23 protein-coding genes, 1 pseudogene and 1 other annotated feature are annotated in these 21,481 nt (G+C 53.9%); of the genes and pseudogenes, 8 read left to right on the top strand and 16 right to left on the bottom strand.

Going from position 1 to position 21,481, the window contains the following annotated elements; all coding sequences use genetic code 11:
- The first annotated feature begins 72 nt into the window (after positions 1-72).
- Positions 73-1,092, top strand: a complete 1,020-nt coding sequence (locus RTM06_RS10000) for an ABC transporter ATP-binding protein (protein ID WP_061718771.1) — start codon at positions 73-75, stop codon at positions 1,090-1,092.
- Positions 1,089-2,093 (top strand): murein tripeptide/oligopeptide ABC transporter ATP binding protein OppF, encoded by a 1,005-nt coding sequence (oppF, locus tag RTM06_RS09995; RefSeq protein ID WP_258143413.1) that lies wholly within the window; start codon positions 1,089-1,091, stop codon positions 2,091-2,093. The genes RTM06_RS10000 and oppF overlap by 4 nt, the downstream gene beginning before the upstream one ends.
- Before the next feature lie 43 nt (positions 2,094-2,136).
- Here oppF and RTM06_RS09990 read toward each other — a convergent pair whose 3' ends face one another.
- Together RTM06_RS09990 and cls are read right to left on the bottom strand one after the other, a co-directional pair.
- The gene (locus RTM06_RS09990; protein ID WP_196761379.1) at positions 2,137-2,466 is read right to left on the bottom strand and encodes an HI1450 family dsDNA-mimic protein; all 330 of its coding nucleotides are present in this window, start codon (positions 2,464-2,466) and stop codon (positions 2,137-2,139) included.
- A 37-nt stretch (positions 2,467-2,503) separates the two neighbouring features.
- Positions 2,504-3,964 (bottom strand): cardiolipin synthase, encoded by a 1,461-nt coding sequence (gene cls, locus RTM06_RS09985; RefSeq protein ID WP_256696570.1) that lies wholly within the window; start codon positions 3,962-3,964, stop codon positions 2,504-2,506.
- A gap of 162 nt (positions 3,965-4,126) precedes the next feature.
- On the opposite strand from cls, the gene RTM06_RS09980 reads away from it, so the two are divergent.
- Positions 4,127-4,300, top strand: coding sequence for a YciY family protein (locus RTM06_RS09980; RefSeq protein WP_007892390.1), 174 nt, complete (start codon positions 4,127-4,129; stop codon positions 4,298-4,300).
- A 190-nt stretch (positions 4,301-4,490) separates the two neighbouring features.
- Here RTM06_RS09980 and RTM06_RS09975 read toward each other — a convergent pair whose 3' ends face one another.
- Entirely contained in the window at positions 4,491-4,787 is a 297-nt protein-coding gene (locus tag RTM06_RS09975; protein ID WP_008106569.1) for a YciI family protein, read from the bottom strand.
- 204 nt (positions 4,788-4,991) lie between these two features.
- Here RTM06_RS09975 and tonB point away from each other — a divergent pair, with 204 nt between their 5' ends.
- Positions 4,992-5,720, top strand: coding sequence for a TonB system transport protein TonB (tonB, locus tag RTM06_RS09970; RefSeq protein ID WP_312181815.1), 729 nt, complete (start codon positions 4,992-4,994; stop codon positions 5,718-5,720).
- A gap of 54 nt (positions 5,721-5,774) precedes the next feature.
- Here tonB and yciA read toward each other — a convergent pair whose 3' ends face one another.
- From yciA to RTM06_RS09950, 4 genes are read right to left on the bottom strand one after another with little or no spacing between them, the layout of a single operon-like run.
- The gene (gene yciA, locus RTM06_RS09965; RefSeq protein ID WP_007892397.1) at positions 5,775-6,194 is read right to left on the bottom strand and encodes an acyl-CoA thioester hydrolase YciA; all 420 of its coding nucleotides are present in this window, start codon (positions 6,192-6,194) and stop codon (positions 5,775-5,777) included.
- A gap of 54 nt (positions 6,195-6,248) precedes the next feature.
- A complete protein-coding gene (locus tag RTM06_RS09960) occupies positions 6,249-6,788 on the bottom strand; it encodes a septation protein A (protein WP_312181812.1) in 540 nt (179 codons plus the stop codon).
- Between the two features lie 59 nt (positions 6,789-6,847).
- Positions 6,848-7,582 (bottom strand): YciC family protein, encoded by a 735-nt coding sequence (locus RTM06_RS09955; RefSeq protein WP_256696567.1) that lies wholly within the window; start codon positions 7,580-7,582, stop codon positions 6,848-6,850.
- A 27-nt stretch (positions 7,583-7,609) separates the two neighbouring features.
- On the bottom strand, positions 7,610-8,026 hold the full coding sequence (locus RTM06_RS09950) for a YkgJ family cysteine cluster protein (RefSeq protein WP_312181808.1): 417 nt from the start codon (positions 8,024-8,026) through the stop codon (positions 7,610-7,612).
- Positions 8,027-8,271: 245 nt separating this feature from the next.
- Here RTM06_RS09950 and ompW point away from each other — a divergent pair, with 245 nt between their 5' ends.
- On the top strand, positions 8,272-8,904 hold the full coding sequence (gene ompW, locus RTM06_RS09945; RefSeq protein WP_008106557.1) for an outer membrane protein OmpW: 633 nt from the start codon (positions 8,272-8,274) through the stop codon (positions 8,902-8,904).
- 46 nt (positions 8,905-8,950) lie between these two features.
- Here ompW and RTM06_RS09940 read toward each other — a convergent pair whose 3' ends face one another.
- The 6 genes and pseudogenes from RTM06_RS09940 to RTM06_RS09915 form a co-directional block, all read right to left on the bottom strand.
- On the bottom strand, positions 8,951-9,265 hold the full coding sequence (locus tag RTM06_RS09940) for a BON domain-containing protein (RefSeq protein WP_312181806.1): 315 nt from the start codon (positions 9,263-9,265) through the stop codon (positions 8,951-8,953).
- A 249-nt stretch (positions 9,266-9,514) separates the two neighbouring features.
- Positions 9,515-10,318 carry a tryptophan synthase subunit alpha gene (gene trpA, locus RTM06_RS09935; RefSeq protein ID WP_312181804.1) on the bottom strand — a complete coding sequence of 268 codons (804 nt, stop codon included), beginning with the start codon at positions 10,316-10,318 and terminating at the stop codon, positions 9,515-9,517.
- A complete protein-coding gene (gene trpB / locus RTM06_RS09930) occupies positions 10,318-11,511 on the bottom strand; it encodes a tryptophan synthase subunit beta (RefSeq protein ID WP_007892408.1) in 1,194 nt (397 codons plus the stop codon). The genes trpA and trpB overlap by 1 nt, the downstream gene beginning before the upstream one ends.
- A 46-nt stretch (positions 11,512-11,557) precedes the next feature.
- Positions 11,558-12,925 carry a bifunctional indole-3-glycerol-phosphate synthase TrpC/phosphoribosylanthranilate isomerase TrpF gene (trpCF, locus tag RTM06_RS09925; RefSeq protein ID WP_312181801.1) on the bottom strand — a complete coding sequence of 456 codons (1,368 nt, stop codon included), beginning with the start codon at positions 12,923-12,925 and terminating at the stop codon, positions 11,558-11,560.
- Between the two features lies 1 nt (position 12,926).
- Positions 12,927-14,520, bottom strand: a pseudogene (gene trpD / locus RTM06_RS09920) (bifunctional anthranilate synthase glutamate amidotransferase component TrpG/anthranilate phosphoribosyltransferase TrpD).
- Positions 14,520-16,082: an anthranilate synthase component 1 gene (locus RTM06_RS09915; protein WP_265298036.1), complete on the bottom strand. Its 1,563-nt coding sequence runs from the start codon at positions 16,080-16,082 to the stop codon at positions 14,520-14,522. The pseudogene trpD and the gene RTM06_RS09915 overlap by 1 nt, the downstream one beginning before the upstream one ends.
- Positions 16,083-16,105: 23 nt before the next feature.
- Positions 16,106-16,214 (bottom strand) — a sequence feature (Trp leader region).
- 154 nt (positions 16,215-16,368) lie between these two features.
- Between RTM06_RS09915 and rnm the strand changes: the two genes are divergently transcribed.
- Both rnm and RTM06_RS09905 read left to right on the top strand, forming a co-directional pair.
- Entirely contained in the window at positions 16,369-17,253 is an 885-nt protein-coding gene (rnm, locus tag RTM06_RS09910; RefSeq protein WP_312181799.1) for an RNase RNM, read from the top strand.
- 12 nt (positions 17,254-17,265) lie between these two features.
- Entirely contained in the window at positions 17,266-17,886 is a 621-nt protein-coding gene (locus RTM06_RS09905; protein ID WP_008106539.1) for an L-threonylcarbamoyladenylate synthase, read from the top strand.
- Here RTM06_RS09905 and RTM06_RS09900 read toward each other — a convergent pair whose 3' ends face one another.
- Positions 17,887-18,543 (bottom strand): serine protease, encoded by a 657-nt coding sequence (locus tag RTM06_RS09900; RefSeq protein ID WP_265298043.1) that lies wholly within the window; start codon positions 18,541-18,543, stop codon positions 17,887-17,889.
- 817 nt (positions 18,544-19,360) lie between these two features.
- Between RTM06_RS09900 and rluB the strand changes: the two genes are divergently transcribed.
- Positions 19,361-20,236: a 23S rRNA pseudouridine(2605) synthase RluB gene (gene rluB, locus RTM06_RS09895; RefSeq protein WP_008106535.1), complete on the top strand. Its 876-nt coding sequence runs from the start codon at positions 19,361-19,363 to the stop codon at positions 20,234-20,236.
- Between the two features lie 37 nt (positions 20,237-20,273).
- Here rluB and cobO read toward each other — a convergent pair whose 3' ends face one another.
- Together cobO and RTM06_RS09885 are read right to left on the bottom strand one after the other, a co-directional pair.
- Positions 20,274-20,861 (bottom strand): cob(I)yrinic acid a,c-diamide adenosyltransferase, encoded by a 588-nt coding sequence (gene cobO / locus RTM06_RS09890; protein ID WP_312181795.1) that lies wholly within the window; start codon positions 20,859-20,861, stop codon positions 20,274-20,276.
- The coding region (locus RTM06_RS09885) for a YciK family oxidoreductase (protein ID WP_312181793.1) at positions 20,858-21,481 on the bottom strand (624 nt) is incomplete at its 5' end. The genes RTM06_RS09885 and cobO, both read right to left, overlap by 4 nt.

Here is a 21,481-nt window from a genome sequence, read left to right as displayed (position 1 = left end):
GTTCTGTTTTAACTTTATCGGCGATGGCTTGCGTGATGCCCTCGACCCGAAAGATCGTTAAGGAGTTTCCCGATGACCATTCATGAATTTCAGCCAGCCATGGCTGCACGTGCGGGAAACAATAACCTGCTGCTGGATGTGAAAGATCTGCGCGTCACCTTCAGCACCCACGATGGCGATGTTACCGCTGTGAACGACCTCAACTTTTCACTGCATGCAGGTGAAACGCTGGGCATTGTTGGCGAGTCCGGCTCGGGGAAATCGCAAACCGCGTTTGCCTTGATGGGGCTGCTGGCAAAAAATGGGCGCATTGGCGGTTCAGCAAAATTCAACGGCGCAGAGATTCTCAATCTGCCAGAAAACAAACTGAACAAACTGCGTGCTGAGCAGATCGCGATGATCTTCCAGGACCCGATGACGTCGCTGAATCCGTATATGCGCGTTGGCGAGCAGTTAATGGAAGTGCTGAAGCTGCATAAAGGCATGAACAGCGCCCAGGCGTTTGAAGAGTCGGTACGCATGCTGGACGCCGTGAAAATGCCGGAAGCGCGTAAGCGCATGAAGATGTTCCCACATGAATTCTCTGGCGGCATGCGCCAGCGTGTGATGATTGCGATGGCGCTGCTGTGTCGGCCGAAGCTGCTGATTGCTGATGAGCCGACCACAGCACTCGACGTCACCGTGCAGGCGCAGATCATGACACTGCTGAATGAGCTGAAGCGCGAGTTTAATACCGCGATTGTGATGATTACCCACGATCTCGGCGTGGTAGCGGGTATCTGTGACAAAGTGCTGGTGATGTACGCCGGTCGTACCATGGAGTATGGACGTGCCCGCGATGTGTTTTATCATCCAGCACATCCGTACTCGATTGGCTTGCTGAGTGCGGTGCCACGTCTGGACGCTGAAGAGGGCGAGTCGCTGACCACTATTCCAGGCAATCCGCCAAACTTGCTGCGCCTGCCGCAAGGCTGCCCGTTCCAGCCTCGCTGCGCTTACGCCATGGACATTTGCGCCAAGGCACCGCCGCTGGAGCCTTTTGCTGAAGGGCGCTTGCGTGCCTGCTTCAAGCCGGTGGAGGAATTAGTATGAGCACCGTAGTCGAAGAGAAAAAAGTCCTGCTGGAGATCGCCGACCTTAAGGTGCATTTCGAGATTAAGGATGGCAAACAGTGGTTCTGGCAGCCACCGCACACGCTGAAAGCGGTCGACGGCGTCAGCCTGCGACTCTACGAAGGTGAAACGTTGGGTGTTGTTGGTGAGTCGGGTTGCGGTAAATCGACGCTGGCCCGCGCTATCATTGGCCTGGTGAAAGCTACGGAAGGACGCGTCGCCTGGTTAGGACGCGATTTGCTGGGGCAAAGTCAGGAGCAGTGGCGTCAGGCGCGCAGCGATATCCAGATGATCTTTCAGGATCCGTTGGCATCGCTTAATCCGCGCATGACCATTGGCGATATCATTGCCGAACCACTGCGCACCTATTACCCGAAGATGCCGCGCCAGGAAGTGAAGGATAAGGTCAAAAGCATGATGATGAAGGTTGGGTTGTTACCTAACCTTATCAACCGCTATCCCCACGAGTTCTCGGGCGGTCAGTGTCAGCGTATTGGTATTGCGCGTGCGCTAATCCTTGAACCTAAACTGATTATCTGTGATGAGCCGGTATCGGCGCTCGACGTGTCGATTCAGGCGCAGGTCGTTAATCTGTTGCAGAAATTGCAGCGAGAAATGGGCTTGTCACTGATCTTTATCGCGCACGATTTGGCGGTGGTAAAACACATCTCCGATCGCGTGCTGGTGATGTATCTCGGTCATGCGGTTGAGCTGGGTACTTACGATGCGGTGTACAACAACCCGCAGCATCCGTATACCCGCGCGCTGATGTCTGCGGTGCCGATTCCCGATCCGGATCTGGAGAAAAACAAGCAAATTCAGCTGCTGGAAGGGGAGCTGCCATCACCGATCAATCCGCCATCAGGTTGCGTGTTCCGCACGCGTTGCCCGATTGCCGGACCAGAGTGCGCTAAAACCCGGCCGCTGCTGGAAGGCAGTTTCCGACATGCGGTGTCTTGTCTAAAAGTTGATCCGCTGTAAATGAAAACGCCGGGCGATTGCCCGGCGTTTTTTTATCTGTCGCTTACTCGCGCCAAAGAATGTGGCAGAGTTTGTGATCTTTCTCGCGGCAAAGCAGGACGCGTGCGAACACATCAGTGATCGGCTCGCCGTCAGCTTCACCCAGGCCAATCACCACTTCTGCGAAGAAGTCCGGGTTGAGATCGAAATCAACATGTTCCTGCCAGTCTTCCGCAGGATCGAACAGTTCCGCGCCACCGCGCTCTTCAAACTGCAGATTGAACAGAATAATGTCAGCGGGATCGAGATTGTCGCCAGCCAGCTCAAGAAAAATATCGTAAGCCTGTTCCAGCGTTTCATCTTCAGTAAGGCGATTATTTAAATCCATGGTCATTCCTGCTTGCCCTGAGGCGGTAATATTTTCGCTCGTTTTACAGTAAAGGACTAAAGAAGTAAAACAGTCGTTCAACGATGCGTTGCCACCAGGCACGTTTAGCCCAGCGAGCGCCATCCAGCAAGCGTGAGCGGGCGATGTAATCGTCCTGCACGGTAGCGAGATCGCTGCCAAAGCCATCATCATCAACCACCAATGTGATCTCAAAATTAAGCCACAGGCTGCGCATATCCAGATTAACGGTACCGACTAAACTCAATTGCCCATCCACTAGCACACTTTTGGTATGCAGCAGGCCATCTTCAAACTGGTAAATCTTTACGCCCGCTTCCAGCAACTCGGTAAAGAAGGCGCGGCTTGCCCAGCCTACCAGCAGCGAATCATTATGGCGCGGCACAATGATGCTCACTTCCACCCCGCGTAACGCCGCAGTACAGATGGCGTGCAGCAGGTCATCGCTCGGCACAAAGTAGGGCGTGGTCATGATCAGTTGCTTACGCGCGGAGTAAACCGCCGTGAGCAACGCCTGATGGATCATATCTTCCGGAAAACCGGGACCAGAAGCGATCACCTGAATGGTATGACCGCTCTCCTGTTCGAAGGGCATCACGTTGCCATCCGGCGCGGGTGGCAGAATGCGTTTACCGGTTTCAATCTCCCAGTCGCAGGCATACACAATACCCATGGTGGTTGCCACTGGACCTTCCATGCGCGCCATGAGATCAATCCACTGGCCCACGCCCGCTTCCTGCTTAAAGAAGCGTGGATCGACCAGGTTCATGCTGCCTGTATAGGCGATGTAGTTATCGATCAGCACCACTTTGCGATGCTGACGTAGGTCCATGCGACGCAGGAACACACGCAGCAGGCTTACCTGCAACGCTTCAACCACGTCGATGCCAGCGTTGCGCATCATATTGACCCACGGACTGCGGAAGAAGGTCACGCTGCCCGCTGAATCCAGCATCAAGCGGCAATGCACACCGCGACGCGACGCGGCCATCAACGATTCCGCCACTTCATCAGCCAGCCCGCCGGGATGCCAGATATAGAACACCATCTCGATGTTGTGACGCGCCAGCTGGATATCGCGAATCAGCGCGTGCATCACGTCGTCGGAGCTGGTCAGCAACTGCAGCTGATTACCTTTCACGCCCGCGATGCCCTGACGATGGCGGCACAAATCAAACAGGGAACGCGCCACGTCACTGTGTTCGGTGGCAAAGATATGCCGACACTGTTTGAGGTCGTTGAGCCATTTGGCGGTAGAAGGCCACATGGTGCGCGCGCGCTCGGCACGCCGTTTACCTAAATGCAGCTCACCGAAGGAGAGATAGGCGATTATACCCACCAGCGGCAGAATGTAGATGATCAGCAGCCAGGCCATTGCAGAGGTGACTGCGCGGCGTTTCATCAGAATACGTAGCGTGACACCCGCAATCAGCAGCCAGTAACCAAACAGCAGCAACCAACTGATGAGGGTATAAAATGTGGTCATTAAGTGGACATCCTGTTCGCGCTTTGTTGTGCAAAGTTTACGTGCTGATCACAGGTAGTGAAACCTTTAATCGTGAATGACGTTTCGATGAAGCTTTCGATTTGGCATTTCCCAACAGATCTTTATAATGCCTGCCGAGTTTAGCCTGTCTGAGAGGATGTGATGAGACGCAGCAAAAATGAAGTGGCGCGCTGGAGAATGTTACGTCAGGTACACCGTCGTCGTTCTCGCTGGCTGGAAGGGCAGTCGCGTCGTTATAAACGCATCCACACCATTCGTCATCAGGTGGCGCAGCAGCATCGCCGCTCCATCCTGTTTATCTCGCAAATGGTCTGATGGGCTTACGCGGCCACTATGTGCCGCGTAGTACCCGAATGACATTGACCATCTCTACTGCCGCTGCCAGCACAATTAACATCACAATGTGCTGCCGAGCGTTGCGCCAGCCTTGCTGACGCCATAGCCAAAATGCTCTGCCGATGAGAGCGAAAGCTATCACCAGCAGTAAAACTGACTGCCACATAGATTAGAAAACGCGTTTGAACGGTTTGACCGCGACTTTCTCATACACGCCTGCGGCAATGTAGGGATCGTCCTTGGCCCATGATTCCGCGACTTCCAGTGAAGAGAATTCGGCGATGATCACGGAACCGCTGAAACCGGCCGGGCCTGGATCGTTGCTGTCAACCGCTGGCAGCGGACCCGCAGCAATCAGACGACCTTCATCTTGCAACAGCTGTAAACGAGCAAGATGCGCGGGACGTACCGAGTTGCGTTTTTCCAGTGAATCAGCGGTATCTTCCGCATAAATGACGTAAAGCACGATGGGATACTCCCGTTAGACTTGCCGAAATTGCGTGACACGTTAAGTGATCGTTAATCAGAGTGCAAACGAAAGATAAATACGCTGTCATTCAGCGCAATCAGGGTTAAAAAAGGCCTTTCTGCAGCCACATTTACATCGCTTATTGAAACTGATTGCTATTTGCATTTAAAATCTGCGCTTCACTCAATGAACATGAATGATATGACCACGTTGACTACGCCTTTACCTGCACGTACCCCCATTGCTGTAATTTTATCCGTGGTACTTCACGGTTCGTTGATCGCTGGCATTCTCTATGCATCGTTTCATCAGGTCATTGAAGTTCCAAAAGCGTCGCAGCCTATCAGCGTTTCGCTGGTGGCGCCTGAAGTGCAACCCGAACCTGCACCTGCCCAGGTTACGCCGCCACCTCCCGAGCCTGAGCCAGAACCTGAAGTAGCGCCAGAGCCGCCAAAGGTTGAGCCGGTGCCGATTCCTAAACCAGAACCCAAGCCGAAGCCAAAACCTAAACCAAAGCCAAAGGTGGAAAAGAAGGTTGAGCCGAAACCGCGTCAGGAAGTGAAGCCGCAGGAAAATCCGTTTAAGCAGGACGCGCCAACCACGCAGACGCGTCCAACCACCGCGCCGAAAGCCAATCCAACCGCAACGCCAAGCATCTCTGATGGCCCGAAAGCGATGAACGTCAGCAAGCCTGCTTATCCGGCGCGTGCGTTCGCACTGCGCGTTGAGGGGCGTGTACGCGTGCAGTTTGATGTTGATAGTGATGGTCGTGTGGATAACGTTCAGATCTTGTCGGCTGAACCGCGCAACATGTTCGAGCGCGAAGTGAAGCAGGCGATGAAGAAATGGCGTTATCAGCCGGGTCGTCCGGGCAAGAATCTGACCATGAACATCGTATTCCGCATCAATGGTGGCGCCAATATCGAATAAGCACTCGTGGCTGAGAGGCAAAAAGAAAGCGGTCAGATGACCGCTTTTTTCGTGTTACAGATCGCTTAAATTGCTTCTGCCGGGCGGTAATGGGCGAGATTGCCCGGTATTGTCGACGGCAACGTAGACAAACACCGCTTCAGTTGCGCAGTAAGTCTGTCCAATCGGTTCTGACGACACTTTCTTGATCCACACTTCGACGTTAATGGTCATGGAACTGTTGCCGGTGCGTATGCAGCGTGCGTAGCAGCTCACCACATCGCCAACCGCTACGGGTTTAAGGAACGTCATTCCATCCACGCGCACGGTAACAACACGTCCTTCGGCAATCTCTTTCGCCTTGATTGCGCCGCCCATATCCATCTGCGACATCAACCAGCCACCAAAGATATCACCGTTGGCATTGGTATCCGCTGGCATGGCCAGGGTACGCAACACCATCTCGCCTTGCGGCGACTTATGTTTTTCGTCCATTGCTCAGTTCTTCTGCAGGTGAAGAGAAGCCCGACGCTGTCGGGCGGAGTGGCATTATTTTTGTTCTTGTTGCGGCATCTGTCGCCAGATATACACGCCGCTTAACAGGGTGAAGAGTAGGGTCAGGCCGGTCAGACCGAACACTTTAAAGTTAACCCAAAATTCCTGCGATAACCAAAACGCAACATAAATATTCGCTAAGCCGCAGGCGAAGAAGAAAATTGCCCAGGCAATGTTGAGATTGCGCCACACGCCTGACGGCAGTTGTAACTCTTTACCCAACATGGTTTGGATCAGTGGTTGCTTCATAAACCACTGGCTGTAGAGCAGCGCAACGGCAAATAGCGAATAAATAACCGTAACTTTCCATTTGATGAATTCATCGTTATGGAATACCAGCGTTAGCGTGCCGAATACCGCAACCAACACAAAGGTGAAAATGGTCATCTTTTCCAGCTTGCGATAGAGCACCCAACTGACGACCAGCGCCAAACCGGTGGCAACAATCAACGCGCCGGAGGCGACAAAGATGTCGTATAGCTTGTAGAAGATGAAGAAAACCACCAGGGGAAGAAAATCGAGTAACTGCTTCATAGCGTTTCCAATTAGAGCAGGAGCGTTCAGCTATGGCGCCCGGAAGAGCGCCATAACGATTAACGTAACAGCATATACAGCCGGTACAGATAAATAATCAGCACTGCGGAGACCAGATTACCCAGCGCGTTTAACACCACGGAGGCGATGTTGGCAGGCAGCACGGTCAGCGATGAAAAGAAGAACATCAGTACAATTTTGGCCAGCAGCCACAGCACAATGGCCGGTGCAATAACCTTAATATTCTTCCAGGCGAGACGCATACTGGCGCGCATTGCGCCAATCACGCCGAGCTTTTCATTAGCGAGAATCACCGGCGCCAGCGAAAACAGGATGGCCAGAATCACGCCCGGTACCATCAGCACCATAAAGCCCAGCTGTACCAGCAAGGTGATCAGGAAGGTCTGCAGCAGCAGCTTTGGCAGGATCGGCGCAGACGCACCCATAGCACGCAGCGCGCTCACGCGTTGTCCGCCCGACACCATTGGGATCAGGAACAGCATGCCACCCAGCAGCAGCGTATTACCAATCAATGCAGCAAACGTGCCTGCAGCGGAAGCGCGCAGCAAAATACGCTGCTGATCCGGAGACATATTTTGTACCAGCTCAAACAGCGAGGATGCGCTGTCATCTGACTGGCTCAATAATGAGAGCTGGTCTTCACCTGGCGTTAACGCGTGGCCGACGATCACAGTGATGAACGAGGTCAGCAGCGCCAGCAGTAAAATAGTAACCAGCTGATGGCGCAAAAAATTTCCTGTGTCACGGTATAACGAGCTTGCCGTGATAGACATGTAAACTCCTTGAAAGAACCGGATTAATTAACCCGGCGATTGTACATGTTCTACTGGCGTGCTGGCACCCGCATTGGGATAACTTTCTGTCATAACAGGTAAAGAAGGGTGAAAAAGCGCAGGAAGACCATAGCGAGCACGGGCGCGATCGCAGGCTTCGTTCAGTTCACCGTTCTCGCCGGACATCGAAAACTCCCGGCAGGGCGAAGGACGCTGCTGATAAATGCCGCAGGAGACACAGCCGCCGACCTCTCCCTGTAGCGCAACACAGTGCGGTTGAGGTTGGTTGGTGCCGCGCATATTGCGCATAAATAGGCCTAACGGCTCGGTTAATTCAACGGGAACGGCACCGGCGCCATCATCGGCTTCGGCCCAGTAAAAAGAGACACGAAAGTGCGCGCAACATGCGCCACACGTCATACAAGGGTTTAGTGAATCGCTCATCTGATCGCCCGCCACTCCCAAGGCATCGAACCAAAATCACATAGGGGAAAGGTAAATTAATCACGGCGAGAAATTTTCGCAAGCGGACTTTTATTACGCGGTGTAAGGACAAAATTGATCTGAATCAATCCATTGTTTTTTAAGTGATTAATTTGGATTGATGCAGATGATCTTTTACCAAAAAAGGGGTAAATGTTGTGCCGCATTCAACATTGAGACCCATCTTTTTTGGCAAAGGAGTGATTATGAAACTGGCAAAATGCGCACTGCTGATGGCGCTGGCAATTCCGCAACTGGCTCTGGCTCATGAAGCCGGTGATTTCTTTATGCGTGCAGGTAGCGCCACCGTTCGTCCGACCGAAGGCTCTGACAATGTGCTGGGTATGGGCGGCTTTAACGTTAGCAACGATACGCAGTTGGGTTTAACCTTTACCTATATGGCGACGGATAACATCGGCGTTGAGCTGCTGGCCGCCACACCGTTTCGTCATAAGGTTGGACTGGGCGCCACCGGAAATCTGGCCACCGTGCGTCAGCTGCCGCCAACCTTGATGGCGCAGTACTATTTCTTTGATAGCAAAAGCAAAGTTCGCCCGTATGTTGGCGTGGGTATCAACTACACCACCTTCTATGATGCCAAATTCAATCAGACTGGACAGGATGCCGGCTTAAGTGACCTGAGCGTGAAAGACTCGTGGGGCATGGCGGGCCAGGTTGGTCTGGATTATCAAATCAACCGTGACTGGATGCTGAATGCATCGTTGTGGTACATGGATATTGATACCGAAGTGAAATTCAAAGCCGGTGGTGAGCAGCAAAACATCAACACGCGTATTGATCCGTGGGTGTTCTTCTTTGGTGCTGGATATCGATTCTAATCGGCAACCAGAAATGAAGCGGGCGACCCGAAGGTCGCCCGTTGTGTTATTTGATCTGCATATTGTTAACCACAGATTTCACGCCTGGCACGCTACGCGTTACTGCCACTGCGCGATTTGCCATCTGCGGTGAGCTGACAAAACCGCTCAGCTGAACTTTACCCTTAAAGGTTTCAACATTGATTTCGGTCGATTTCAGCGACTCGTCATTCAATAGCTGAGCCTTAACTTTGGTGGTCACAACGGTATCGTCGATGTAACCGCCAGTGCCTTCTTTGGTTGCTGTGGGTGCACACGCGCTAAGAGCCAGCGCCATTACCGCAGCCATCATAAATCCTGCAACGACTTTGAAAAAATTCATTGGTTATCTCCCTGTCTTAGATGATGTTTCGCCGCAATGGGGCGGCGCAGTTAATTGTGGTCTGGCGATGCGAAATCGGCAAATCGGCGGGTGCAAAAAAGTGAGAAATAGGGAATTTTTGCCACTTATTGATCCAATCCCAGTTTTAGTTGGGTATGAAAAGCTGAGAGTGGCCGAGAAAATGAGCAGGGGGGAGGTTTATGGCGGTAAAAAGGCCTTATCCACGCGGGAATAAGGCCATGAAGGATTTTAGCGAGTGGCCGCTTTCAGGCTGCTCACAAAGGCTTTCAGCTCGCTGAGCAGCGTTGCCGGATCATTCTGGTTACGTTCAATGACTTTCACAATCGCCGAACCGGAAATGGCACCAGCCGCCCCCGCAGCGATCGCTTCTTTCACCTGGCCAGGCTCAGAGATACCAAAGCCCTGCAGCGGTGGCGCAGCGTTAAACTCACGCAGTTTTTCGATCAGGTGATGCAGCGGCAGGCTGGCTCGATTTTCTGAACCGGTGACGCCTGCGCGTGACAGCAGATAAGTGTAACCGCGACCGTGCGCAGCAATCTCGCGCAGCAATTCATCGTCGGCATTTGGCGGACAGATAAAGATCGGTGCCACATTATGGCGCATCGCAGCCTGACGGAACGGCGCAGACTCTTCCAGCGGCACATCAGCTACCAGCACGGAATCGACGCCCACCGCTTCACACTGCGCATAAAAGTTGTCGATACCTTTGCTGAACACCAGATTGGCGTACATCAGCAAGCCAATCGGCAGGTCGGGATATTTCTGACGCACGGTGGCCAGAATTTCAAAACACTGCGCCACGGTGGTGCCGGAAGCAAAGGCACGCAGCGTCGCGCCCTGAATGGTTGGGCCATCGGCCAGCGGATCAGAGAACGGAATACCGAGCTCTAACGCGTCCGCACCGCCTTCCACCAAAGTATCGATAATTTTCAGCGACAGTTCAGGTGATGGATCGCCGAGGGTAACGAAGGGGACGAACGCGCCTTCTTTCTGCGCCGACAGACGTTGAAACAGCTGATTATAACGTTCCATCAGATCTCTCCCTTGGCTTTCAAAATATCGTGAACGGTGAAGATGTCTTTATCGCCGCGTCCGGAAAGGTTTACTACCAGCAGCTGCTCTTTTTCCGGATTTTCGCGGATCATTTTCAGCGCATGTGCCAGCGCATGTGAGGATTCGAGTGCAGGAATAATCCCTTCAGCACGGCACAGCTCTTTGAAGGCGCTGAGCGCTTCATCATCGGTTATCGACACATATTCCGCGCGGCCGATGCTGTTCAGATGCGCATGTTGAGGTCCCACCGATGGGAAGTCCAGGCCCGCAGAGATGGAGTAGGATTCTTCAATCTGCCCCTCTTCGGTCTGCATCATCGGCGCTTTCATACCGAAGTAGATCCCGACGCGACCGTGCTTGAGCGGCGCACCGTGTTCACCGGTTTCGATACCGTGACCCGCCGGTTCAACGCCGATCAGGCCAACGCTTTCTTCTTCGATGAAATCAGCGAACATACCGATAGCGTTCGAACCACCGCCCACGCAGGCTAACACCGCATCGGGCAGACGACCTTCGCGCTCCAGAATCTGGGCTTTGGTCTCTTCGCCAATCATGCGCTGGAATTCGCGTACGATCGTCGGGAACGGGTGCGGGCCTGCGGCGGTGCCGAGCATGTAGTGCGCGGTTTCATAGCTGCCAGACCAGTCGCGCAGCGCCTCGTTACAGGCATCTTTCAGCGTAGCTGAGCCGCTATGCACTGGAATCACTTCCGCGCCCATTAAACGCATACGGAATACGTTTGGTGATTGACGTTCAACATCTTTCGCGCCCATATAGATGCGGCACTTCATACCCAGCAGGGCACAGGCTAACGCTGACGCCACGCCGTGCTGACCGGCGCCGGTTTCCGCGATGATCTCGTTTTTACCCATACGCTTAGCCAACAGCGCCTGACCCAGCACTTGGTTGGTTTTGTGCGCGCCACCGTGCAGCAAATCTTCACGCTTCAGATAAAGGCGGGTTTTGGTACCTTTGGTCAGGTTGCTGCACAGCGTCAACGCCGTTGGGCGTCCAGCGTAGTTTTTCAGCAGGTCAGTAAATTCGGCCTGAAACTCGGGATCGCGCTGCGCTTCAACAAACGCATTTTCCAGCTGGCGCAAAGCTGGCATCAGGATTTGCGGCACATATTGGCCGCCAAACTCGCCAAAATAGGGATTTAATAACGTGGTCATTTTTTCATTTTCCTTATTCGGCCCGCGCGATGGCGGGCAAGCGAAATTAATAAGCGCGCAGCGTGCGGAATACCGCCGCGACTTTACTGGCATTTTTAATGCCTGGCGCAGATTCTACGCCGGAGTTGAAATCGAGGCCGGCACAGCCCAACTGCGCGGCTTCAACGCAGTTGTCAGCGCTTAAGCCACCGGCCAGCAATACGTTGCTGAGATCCTGGCCTTGCAGCAGTGACCAATCGAAACGCTGGCCGGTGCCGCCCTGGCCGTTATCAAACACGTAGCGATCGACGTGCGGCCAGTCGTGCGCAGGTAAGTGATCTTTGATGCTCAGCGCTTTCCAGATTTTGGTGTTTGCTGGCAGCGCCTGACGCAGTTGTGCGACAAACGCCTGATCTTCATCGCCGTGCAGTTGTACTGCGGTGAGCTTCAACGTCTCCGCAAGCGTGACAATGTCACTTGCCGCGTTGTTGCGGAACACGCCTACATACTTCAGCGGGGCGGCAGCCTGAACCGCCTGCGCCTGCTCAATGCTGATCTTACGCGGCGAGCCTTCGGCGAAGATCAAGCCACCGTAAATGGCGCCAGCTTCCTGCGCTGTACGTGCATCTTCAGCGCGTGTCAGGCCGCAGACTTTGTTATCGCCGAGCAACACGCGACGCACGCCAGCGTTAAGATCCGCTTCTTCCATCAGCGCGGAGCCAATCAGGAAGCCATTAGCGAAGTGGCTCAATTCACGCACCTGCGTGTAATTGTGGATGCCAGATTCGCTAATGACGGTGACGCCATGTCCGAGACGCGGCGCTAACTGACGCGTGCGGTTCAGGTCGATGGAGAGGTCGCGCAGATCGCGGTTATTAATGCCGACGACTTTGGCTTCCAGCGCGATGGCACGTTCCATCTCTTCTTCATTACTCACTTCGGTCAGCACGCCCATTTTCAGGCTGTGCGCCACAGCGGCGAGCTGACGATATTGCTCATCATCCAGCACCGATAACATCAGCAGGATGGCATCGGCTTGATAATGGCGCGCCAGATAGATCTGGTACGGATCGATGATGAAGTCTTTGCACAACACCGGTTGCGTGATGGCGGCGCTGACAATCGGCAGGAAGGCAAAATCGCCCTGGAAGTATTTTTCATCGGTCAACACCGATACCGCCGAAGCGTGGTGACGGTAAACGCCAGCAATAGTCGCGGGATCGAAATCCTCGCGAATCAGCCCTTTGGAAGGCGAGGCTTTTTTGCACTCCAGGATGAATACGGTGCGTGAGCCACGCAGTGCATCGTAAAAATGACGTTCCGCAGGCTGCAAATCGTTCTGGAAGGTGGCCAGCGGCTGCTGTGCTTTGCGCGCTTCAACCCAGACGGCTTTATCTTGTACGATTTTCTCTAAAACAGTGCCCTTAATACTCATCTCATCCTCTCGCTGCCAGAGCGACAACGCGTTCGTAAGCCTGTCCGCTGCGAATGGCAGCGATGGCGCGCTGTGCGTTGTCGCGCAAATCTTCATTTCCGAACACTTTCAGTAACATTGCGACGTTCACCGCAACCGCCTGCTCATGGGCGGGCTGGCCTTTACCCTGGAGTAAACGGGTCAGAATGTCACGGTTTTCTTCCGGCGTGCCGCCTGCTAACGCGTCTTTATCATGGAAGCCAAAACCGAAGTCTTCTGGCGTCAGCTGATAGCCGGTGATTTCGCCATCACGCAACTCGGCAACCTGCGTTGGGCTGTGCAGCGCCACTTCATCCATGCCGCCGCCGTGTACCACCGCGGCACGTTGATAGCCGAGCACTTTCAGCGTTTGAGCGATCGGCAGCACCAGTTCTGGGCTATAAACGCCAATCACCGCCAGCGGTGGACGCGCGGGATTGATCAGCGGCCCCAGCACGTTAAAGATCGTTCGGGTTTTCAACTGCTGGCGTACCGGCATCGCGTGACGGAAACCGCTGTGATACTGCGGGGCAAACAGGAAGCAGACGTTGAGATCGTCCAGCGCCTTGCGTGCCTGTTCGGCTGGCATATCCAGATTGATGCCAAATGCCGCCAGCAGGTCGGAAGATCCAGATTTGCTGGAGACGCTGCGATTGCCGTGCTTCGCCACTTTCAGGCCACAGGTCGCCGCGACAAAGGCGCTGGCGGTAGAAATGTTGATGCTGTTGCTGCCGTCGCCACCGGTACCAACGATATCGGCAAAGGTGTAATCCGGACGCGGGAACGGTTTCGCATCGGCCAGCAACGCGGAAGCGGCACCGGCGATCTCTTCCGGACGCTCGCCACGGACTTTCATGGCGATCAGCGCGGCGGCTAACTGCGTCGGCTCCAGCTGACCGGTGATAATGGCGCTAAATAGCTGGTGGCTTTCGCCCTGGCTCAGCGTCTCGGACTGATAAAGTTTTTCCAGAATAGTTTGCATCATAATCTCCCTATTACTTCGCCAGCGCCCAGGCCAACGTCTGTTCTAACAAGCGCGCGCCCTGAGTGGTGAGAATGGACTCGGGGTGGAACTGGAAGCCACACACACGGTCGGCATCGTGGCGCACGGCCATGACCATGCCGTTGTAGCTGGCGTTAACGGTCAATTCGGCTGGCGTATTGCTGCCGACCAGCGAGTGATAACGTGCCACCGGCAGCGGATTGCTCAGGCCAGCGAACATGCCTTCACCATCGTGGGTAATAGAAGAGGCTTTGCCGTGCAAGATCTCGCCGGCCTGGCCGACATGTCCGCCGTATGCTTCAACAATCGCCTGATGACCGAGACAGATCCCGATAATCGGCAGGCGGCCGCGCAGCGCTTGCAGTAAATCTGGCATGCAACCGGCATCTTTCGGCGCGCCCGGACCCGGCGACAGCATCAGAATCGGATTCTCCATCTGCTGCAGGCGTTCAATCAGCACTTCTGCGGGCACGTTGTTGCGGTAAATCACCACGTTGTGGCCGAAAGTACGCAGCTGATCAACGAGGTTGTAAGTAAAGGAGTCGATGTTATCGAGCAGCAGGATATCGGCCATCAGAAAATCTCCTTGCAGTGATGGGCTGTTGCGATGGCACGCAGTACCGCGCGCGCTTTGTTGCGGCTCTCGTCCGCTTCTGCCTGTGGCTGTGAATCCAGCACCACACCGGCACCGGCTTGCACGGTGGCGACACCGTCTTCGACCCACGCGGAACGGATAACGATGCAGGTATCCAGATCGCCGTTAGCGGTGAAATAACCCACTGCGCCGCCGTAGCTGCCGCGACGTGTACCTTCTTTTCCGGCAATCAGCTGCATCGCACGCACTTTCGGTGCGCCACTCAGCGTGCCCATGTTCATGCAGGCGCGGTACGCGTGCAGCACGTCGAGGTCTGCGCGCAGCGTGCCCACCACGCGTGACACCAGATGCATCACGAACGAGTAGCGGTCCACTTTGGTCAGGTCAGCCACGTAGCGGCTGCCCGGCACGCAGATGCGCGCCAAATCGTTACGCGCTAAATCCACCAGCATCAGGTGCTCGGCCATCTCTTTATGATCGGTGCGCATTTCCAGTTCGATGCGGCTGTCGAGATCGCGGTCTAGCGAGCCATCAGCATGGCGGCCGCGTGGACGGGTTCCAGCAATCGGGTAGATCTCAATCTGGCGCGAGGTCGCGTCATATTTCAGTGAGCTTTCTGGCGAGGCGCCAAATAATGCGAAGTCCTGATCCTGCATAAAGAACATATAAGGGCTCGGATTGCTGTTTTTCAGCGTATCGTAAGCGGCCAGTGGAGAAGGGCACGGCAGCGAGAAGCGACGTGAAGGGACCACCTGGAAGATTTCGCCGATGCGAATCGCTTCCTGCATCTCACGTACCACGTTGCAATACTCTTCGTCGCTTTGACTGGTGCTCAGCGTCATTTGCTCGACGCGCTGAACCGGCAACGCTGGCGCAGCTTGCGTCATCTGGCCGCGTAGTTGTTCAATGCGGCCTTGCAGGCGCTGAAACTCGCTGGTCGATGGGCTGAATAAGCTGGCTTGCAGGCGCGCCGTGCGCTGCTGATGGTCGATCACCAGTAAGGTTTCGGCCAGATAGAAGCAGTAATCCGGGCAACGCTGTTCGTTGCGCAGCTCTGGCAGATCTTCGAAGCCCGCGACTAAGTCATAAGCGAACAAGCCACCGAGCAGCATCGCTTCGCGCTCGTCTTCCGGGCTGTTCACCAGTTGCGGAATCAGGCGCAGCGCATCAAACACGGAAAGGGCTTTCAGGCGCGAATCTTCGTCCTGCATACCTTGCGGCTGGGTGAAATGCAGCTCGCGGCCATCAGGGCGCACATCGATGCGCACTTCAGGTGGCAGCGCCTCATCCAGCAGCGGCAAGATGGCGCGACCATTTTCCGACAGCGCTTTGATGGTGACGATGTTGCCCAGCGCGCTGACGCGCAGCGCGCTATCGACGATTAACAGGCTTTTCAGGTTTTGTTTGCTGTCGATATCAGCGGATTCAAGCAGCAGAGTTGCTGGACGTGCGCCGCATAACTGATGAAACACTGCGGCCGGATCTTCGCGGTAGGGCGCGGTACCGGTTATCAACTTCAATGTAGGTTTCGCAATAGCCATAATGGATTCTCTGAATTTCGCTCAAAAAAAAGCCCGCTCGGTGGCGGGCTTAGGTATCAATCTGCACTGCGGTTACGCGAGTTGTGCACGACGATGTCGCCCGATAAAGGGATCTTCGCGCCACCAACCATTTAAAAGCGTACCGAAAATAGTCATGATTAAATACCCGTTACGTGTGAACTTGTGTACTAGTTAACTGGTTCGGGCGAAAAATGTCAATACCCTTTTTCAGCCAGGGACAAAATCGTTATCATGCCTGCCGGTTTATGCAGTTGCTGGAGTTATCTTGTCGGACATCGCTCGTTTTCCCCTTTATGATTTACACAGCCATACGCTGGCTTCTGACGGCTTATTAACGCCGACTGCGCTGGTACAGCGTGCGGTTGAGATGAAAGTCGGCGTGCTAGCGATTACCGATCACGACACGGTGGCGGGCGTGGCAGAAGCGCAGGCGGCAGTGGTGCAACAGGATCTGCCGATCCGCGTACTGGCCGGTTTAGAAGCGTCAACCTTATGGGAAAACCACGAAATCCATATTGTGGGGCTGAATGTCGATTGCCAGCATCCCGCGCTGACTGAATTCCTCGCGCAACAGTATCAGACACGTGTGGATCGCGCGCAGCAAATTGCCGAACGCCTTGAGCGTGCGCGCATTCCTGATGCGCTGGCCGGGGCCCAACGTCTGGCGCAAGGCGGCCTGATTACGCGTGGCCATTTTGCGCGTTATCTGGTGGAGATTGGCAAAGCCGATAATATGGCGCAGGTGTTCAAGAATTATCTGGCGCGCGGGAAAACCGGCTACGTGCCTCCGCAATGGTGTACAATTAAACAAGCCATTGATGCTATTCATCATTCTGGCGGCTATGCCGTTTTGGCGCATCCCGGTCGTTATGGTTTGTCGGCTAAATGGTTAAAGCGGCTGATTGCGCATTTTGCCGACGTGGGCGGCGATGCCATGGAAGTCGCGCAGTGTCAGCAAGCGCCAAACGAGCGCACGCAGCTGGCAACTTATGCGCGTGACCATCAGTTAGCCGGGTCGCAGGGATCAGATTTTCACCAACCTTGTCCGTGGATAGAACTGGGACGCAAGTTATGGTTACCGGGCGGCGTGGAGCCAGTTTGGGAGCGCTTCCCCGAGTTGGCGCCCAGCATTGCTGTTACAGACAGGTGATATGAGGTTTTTATGAGTCAATATTTTCACATTCACCCCGACAATCCGCAGCCGCGCCTGGTGAATCAGGCCGTTGATTATCTGAATAAAGGCAGCGTGATTGTTTATCCCACCGATTCTGGCTATGCGCTGGGTTGCCGTCTGGAAGAGAAAAATGCCATGGAGCGCATTTGTCGCATTCGCCAATTGGATGGCAATCACAACTTCACGCTGATGTGTCGCGATTTGTCGGAGCTGTCGACGTACGCGCAGGTGGATAACTCCGCGTTTCGCATCCTGAAAAATAACACGCCGGGCAATTACACCTTCATTTTGAAGGCGACGAAAGAAGTGCCGCGTCGTCTGATGAATGACAAACGTAAAACCATCGGTCTGCGCGTGCCGTCCAATCCGGTAGCGCTGGCAATACTGGAGCGCCTCAACGAACCGATGATGTCGACCTCGCTGATGTTGCCGGGTAACGATTTTACCGAGTCCGATCCGGAAGAGATTCAGTACAGCATTGGCAAGCTGGTGGATCTGATCATTGATGGCGGCACGCTGGGACAGCAGCCAACCACGGTGATCGACCTCACCAGCGATGCGCCAGTGGTGGTGCGCGAAGGCGTCGGTGACACGCGCCCGTTCGAATAATTATGCATGGTCAGGCGTGGCGTTCTGCGTCTGGCCAATATTGGATTCCAGCCATTTTTTGAAATCCCCGTACGGAATATACAGAGAGACATCTTTTAAGATAACTTTCTTGCTGCGCACGTTAGATATTTCATGGCTGTAACCGACAATCACGCCGCCAATAGTTTGGTCAGCATTATATACCGCGCCACCTGACATTCCCTGTACAACGCCAGCATTTGATGCCATCGCCATGCAGGGCTTTTTATTCCATTTATTGGTAATTGCGGTGCGCGCTAAATTAACGCCGCTCGATTCCACCGGCATAGCGGAAATAAAGCTGTAACCGTACATTTTAATCGGTTCACCAATCGCACCGCTGCGGAATTTAGCCAGCGTTTCTGGGCTATTCTTATGATAAATAATCGCGACGTCGCAATAGGGATGATAAGCCTTGACACGTTGCACGGCGGTTTTTGCCACGTGCGCTGCCGTCAGGCTGTATTCTGGCGTCAAAGGAATGGTTGTGCCGAGGATGCCCAAACCCAACACAGTCGGGATGCCAGTCACGCTCATATCAACGTGTTGCATCGCAGTACGACTGTACTCAGTATGGCCCACGGAACAACCGCTCAGTGCCAGCGCAGCAAGCGCAGGCCAAAGCAGAGAGGTTTTCATGGCAGTGATCTTCATTTAAGCATGTCCGTAAAATCCCTGGTGAAGACTTTCGACATGCAAATTAACTTCATTCCGTAAATCAATAAACGCGTCAAATCCCGCGCGCGCCGGTTTATAATATCAGTGAAATTACACAGTGAACGTTAATGAATTGTTAGTTGAACGAATATAAACAGTAAATAAAAGCTATGTTATTATGACGACTCACTGGATTTCAGGCTTAAATTTTACACAGTTTTTTCTTCAGAACAATTCAGCAAATTTAATATTAATCAAAAAATACAAAAATACAGACTTAATCCAACCTGTAGTGCCAATAAACTATCAATTTATATTTATTACCGGTAAAGGGCTTATTTAACGCCATTAAATAGTGTTTTATGCTGTTTTGTTATTTTTAACTAGATTTAAAGTTTGTGATTATCCGTAAGCGTGGCGCGCAATAGTGCCCTTACAGGCTTGCGAAGCGCTAATGTATCAGATGGCTTAAGTTGGGGGCTGATTGAGGCGTGAGAGGTATGGGGTAAGTGACAATATTTCAGTCACTTGGCATAAATGCTGATGACGAAAATGAGATCGATCTATCAGTCAGCTGAATGTTTATTGCCGTGGTGCTTATTAAGCCGTTTTTAACGGACCCTCTGTTATCGGCAGCAAAGGAAAAGGTGTTAACAAAACTTGCGTTAGTGTAAAATCGCGGGCCGTCTGAGATTGCATCAGCGATGCAGAGCGGTAACAGATTCTGATATGGGAATTGGTAATCCCTGTATCGTACCTCTTCTTACCACGACGCCTGGGAAGGCGACAACGAGGCTCCATGAGCGAAAAATTACAGAAAGTATTAGCGCGCGCCGGTCACGGTTCGCGTCGCGAAATCGAAACCATGATTTCAGCCGGACGCGTCAGCGTTGACGGCAAACTGGCGACGCTTGGCGATCGTGTTGAAAGTGATAAATCCCTGAAAATTCGTATTGATGGCCATCTGGTGTCCATCGCTGAATCGGCGACCGAAGTGTGCCGCGTACTGGCGTACTACAAACCGGAAGGTGAGCTCTGCACGCGTAACGATCCGGAAGGGCGTCCAACCGTGTTTGATCGTCTGCCGCGTCTGCGTGGTTCACGCTGGATTGCCGTTGGTCGTCTGGATGTGAATACCTGCGGTTTGATGCTGTTCACCACCGATGGTGAACTGGCTAACCGTTTAATGCACCCAAGCCGTGAAGTTGAGCGTGAATACGCGGTTCGTGTGTTTGGTGAAGTCGATGACGATAAAATCCGTCAGCTGAGCAAAGGCGTGCAGCTGGAAGATGGCCCGGCATCGTTCAAAACCATTAAGTTCGCCGGTGGCGAAGGCATTAACCAATGGTACAACGTGACGCTCACCGAAGGACGTAACCGCGAAGTGCGTCGTTTGTGGGAAGCGGTCGGCGTGCAGGTTAGTCGCCTGATGCGCGTGCGTTACGGTGATATCCAGTTGCCGAAAGGCCTGCCACGCGGCGGCTGGATCGAGATGGAATTACCGGCGGTTAACTATCTGCGTACGTTAGTCAGTATGCCGGAAGAGACGGTGACTAAAGTTGCCGTCGAAAAGGATCGTCGTCGCACCAAGGCTAACCAAATCCGTCGTGCGGTAAAACGTCACGGTGTGGTGAGCAACAATCCGCGTCGTAATAACACCAAACGCGGTTCCTGATGCGAAGCCTGACGCCGTTAATTGCGGCGTCAGCATTTTACCAGTCAATTCCTTGCTGTGCCTGAATTCCCGCATCGAACGCATGCTTCACCGGACGCATTTCCGTCACGGTATCCGCCAAATCCAGTAACGTACGATGACAGCCGCGACCAGTAATAATCACGCTTTGCTGTGCAGGGCGCTGTTGCAGCATATCCACCAGCTCGGCTAAATCCAGATAATCCATGCTCACCATGTAAGTGATTTCATCGAGGATCACCAGATCGACGCTGTCATCGGCCAACATGCGACGCGCATGCTGCCACACCAACTGACAGGCGGCGGTATCGGTCTCGCGATTCTGTGTATCCCAGGTAAAACCGGTAGACATCACTTGAAATTCGACGCCGTGCTGCTCCAGCAGGTTGCGTTCACCGTTTGGCCATTCGCCTTTAATAAACTGAACCGCCGCCACTTTTTTACTGTGCCCGCAGGCGCGCAACGCGGTGCCGAAAGCGGCGGTAGTTTTGCCTTTGCCGTTACCGGTGAACACCATCAAAATGCCGCGCGTTTCGGTGGCGGCGGCGATACGAGCATCGACTTGCTCTTTTAGTCGTTGCTGACGTTGCTGATGGCGATCGCTCATGCGGTTGCTGGCCCCGCTTTACGTCCCGGCTGCGCATCGAAGCTGGTGCCGGTTTTACGACGACTGTCATCGCCCATTAAATAGAGGTAGAGCGGCATCAAATCAGCCGGGGTTTTGAGTAAATTGGCATCCTCTTCCGGGAAGGCGCTGGCGCGCATTTTGGTGCGCGTGCCGCCAGGATTGATGCAGTTCACTCGTAGATGACGGTTTTTATACTCGTCTGCCAGTACCTGCATCATGCCTTCAGTGGCAAACTTCGAAACCGCATACGCGCCCCAGCCGGCACGTCCGGTGCGGCCCACGCTGGAGGTGGTAAATACCAGTGACCCGGCATCCGATTGCAGCAGCAGCGGCAGTAATGCCTGGGTTAAATAGAAGGTGGCATCAAGGTTAATCTGCATCACGTCACGCCAAATCTGCGGATCGAGTTCTTCCAGCGGCACGATTTCTCCCAGAATGCCGGCATTGTGCAGCACGCCATCCAGACGCGGCACCAGCGCAGCGACCTGATCGGCCAACTGCTGGCAGCTTTCTGGCGTGGCTTGAGCCAGATCCAGTAACAAAGAAGATGCAGGCTGCTTGTTTAACTGGTTGATGGCTTGCTCAGTTTTCTGCAGCGT

The sequence above is a fragment of the Pantoea sp. CTOTU46764 genome, from assembly GCF_031974595.1.
Taxonomy (GTDB): domain Bacteria; phylum Pseudomonadota; class Gammaproteobacteria; order Enterobacterales; family Enterobacteriaceae; genus Pantoea; species Pantoea trifolii.
Note: the sequence above shows the minus strand (reverse complement) of the source record. Positions and strands in the feature narration are given on the sequence as shown.

Excerpts from the sequence above, each read along its gene's own strand:
- RTM06_RS10000 (WP_061718771.1), top strand. The coding sequence starts at position 73 with ATGACCATTCATGAATTTCAGCCAGCCATGGCTGCACGTGCGGGAAAC.
- oppF (WP_258143413.1), top strand. The coding sequence starts at position 1,089 with ATGAGCACCGTAGTCGAAGAGAAAAAAGTCCTGCTGGAGATCGCCGAC.
- RTM06_RS09990 (WP_196761379.1), bottom strand. The coding sequence starts at position 2,466 with ATGACCATGGATTTAAATAATCGCCTTACTGAAGATGAAACGCTGGAA.
- cls (WP_256696570.1), bottom strand. The coding sequence starts at position 3,964 with ATGACCACATTTTATACCCTCATCAGTTGGTTGCTGCTGTTTGGTTAC.
- RTM06_RS09980 (WP_007892390.1), top strand. The coding sequence starts at position 4,127 with ATGAGACGCAGCAAAAATGAAGTGGCGCGCTGGAGAATGTTACGTCAG.
- tonB (WP_312181815.1), top strand. The coding sequence starts at position 4,992 with ATGACCACGTTGACTACGCCTTTACCTGCACGTACCCCCATTGCTGTA.
- yciA (WP_007892397.1), bottom strand. The coding sequence starts at position 6,194 with ATGGACGAAAAACATAAGTCGCCGCAAGGCGAGATGGTGTTGCGTACC.
- RTM06_RS09960 (WP_312181812.1), bottom strand. The coding sequence starts at position 6,788 with ATGAAGCAGTTACTCGATTTTCTTCCCCTGGTGGTTTTCTTCATCTTC.
- RTM06_RS09955 (WP_256696567.1), bottom strand. The coding sequence starts at position 7,582 with ATGTCTATCACGGCAAGCTCGTTATACCGTGACACAGGAAATTTTTTG.
- RTM06_RS09950 (WP_312181808.1), bottom strand. The coding sequence starts at position 8,026 with ATGAGCGATTCACTAAACCCTTGTATGACGTGTGGCGCATGTTGCGCG.
- ompW (WP_008106557.1), top strand. The coding sequence starts at position 8,272 with ATGAAACTGGCAAAATGCGCACTGCTGATGGCGCTGGCAATTCCGCAA.
- RTM06_RS09940 (WP_312181806.1), bottom strand. The coding sequence starts at position 9,265 with ATGAATTTTTTCAAAGTCGTTGCAGGATTTATGATGGCTGCGGTAATG.
- trpA (WP_312181804.1), bottom strand. The coding sequence starts at position 10,318 with ATGGAACGTTATAATCAGCTGTTTCAACGTCTGTCGGCGCAGAAAGAA.
- trpB (WP_007892408.1), bottom strand. The coding sequence starts at position 11,511 with ATGACCACGTTATTAAATCCCTATTTTGGCGAGTTTGGCGGCCAATAT.
- trpCF (WP_312181801.1), bottom strand. The coding sequence starts at position 12,925 with ATGAGTATTAAGGGCACTGTTTTAGAGAAAATCGTACAAGATAAAGCC.
- RTM06_RS09915 (WP_265298036.1), bottom strand. The coding sequence starts at position 16,082 with ATGGCTATTGCGAAACCTACATTGAAGTTGATAACCGGTACCGCGCCC.
- RTM06_RS09905 (WP_008106539.1), top strand. The coding sequence starts at position 17,266 with ATGAGTCAATATTTTCACATTCACCCCGACAATCCGCAGCCGCGCCTG.
- RTM06_RS09900 (WP_265298043.1), bottom strand. The coding sequence starts at position 18,543 with ATGAAAACCTCTCTGCTTTGGCCTGCGCTTGCTGCGCTGGCACTGAGC.
- rluB (WP_008106535.1), top strand. The coding sequence starts at position 19,361 with ATGAGCGAAAAATTACAGAAAGTATTAGCGCGCGCCGGTCACGGTTCG.
- cobO (WP_312181795.1), bottom strand. The coding sequence starts at position 20,861 with ATGAGCGATCGCCATCAGCAACGTCAGCAACGACTAAAAGAGCAAGTC.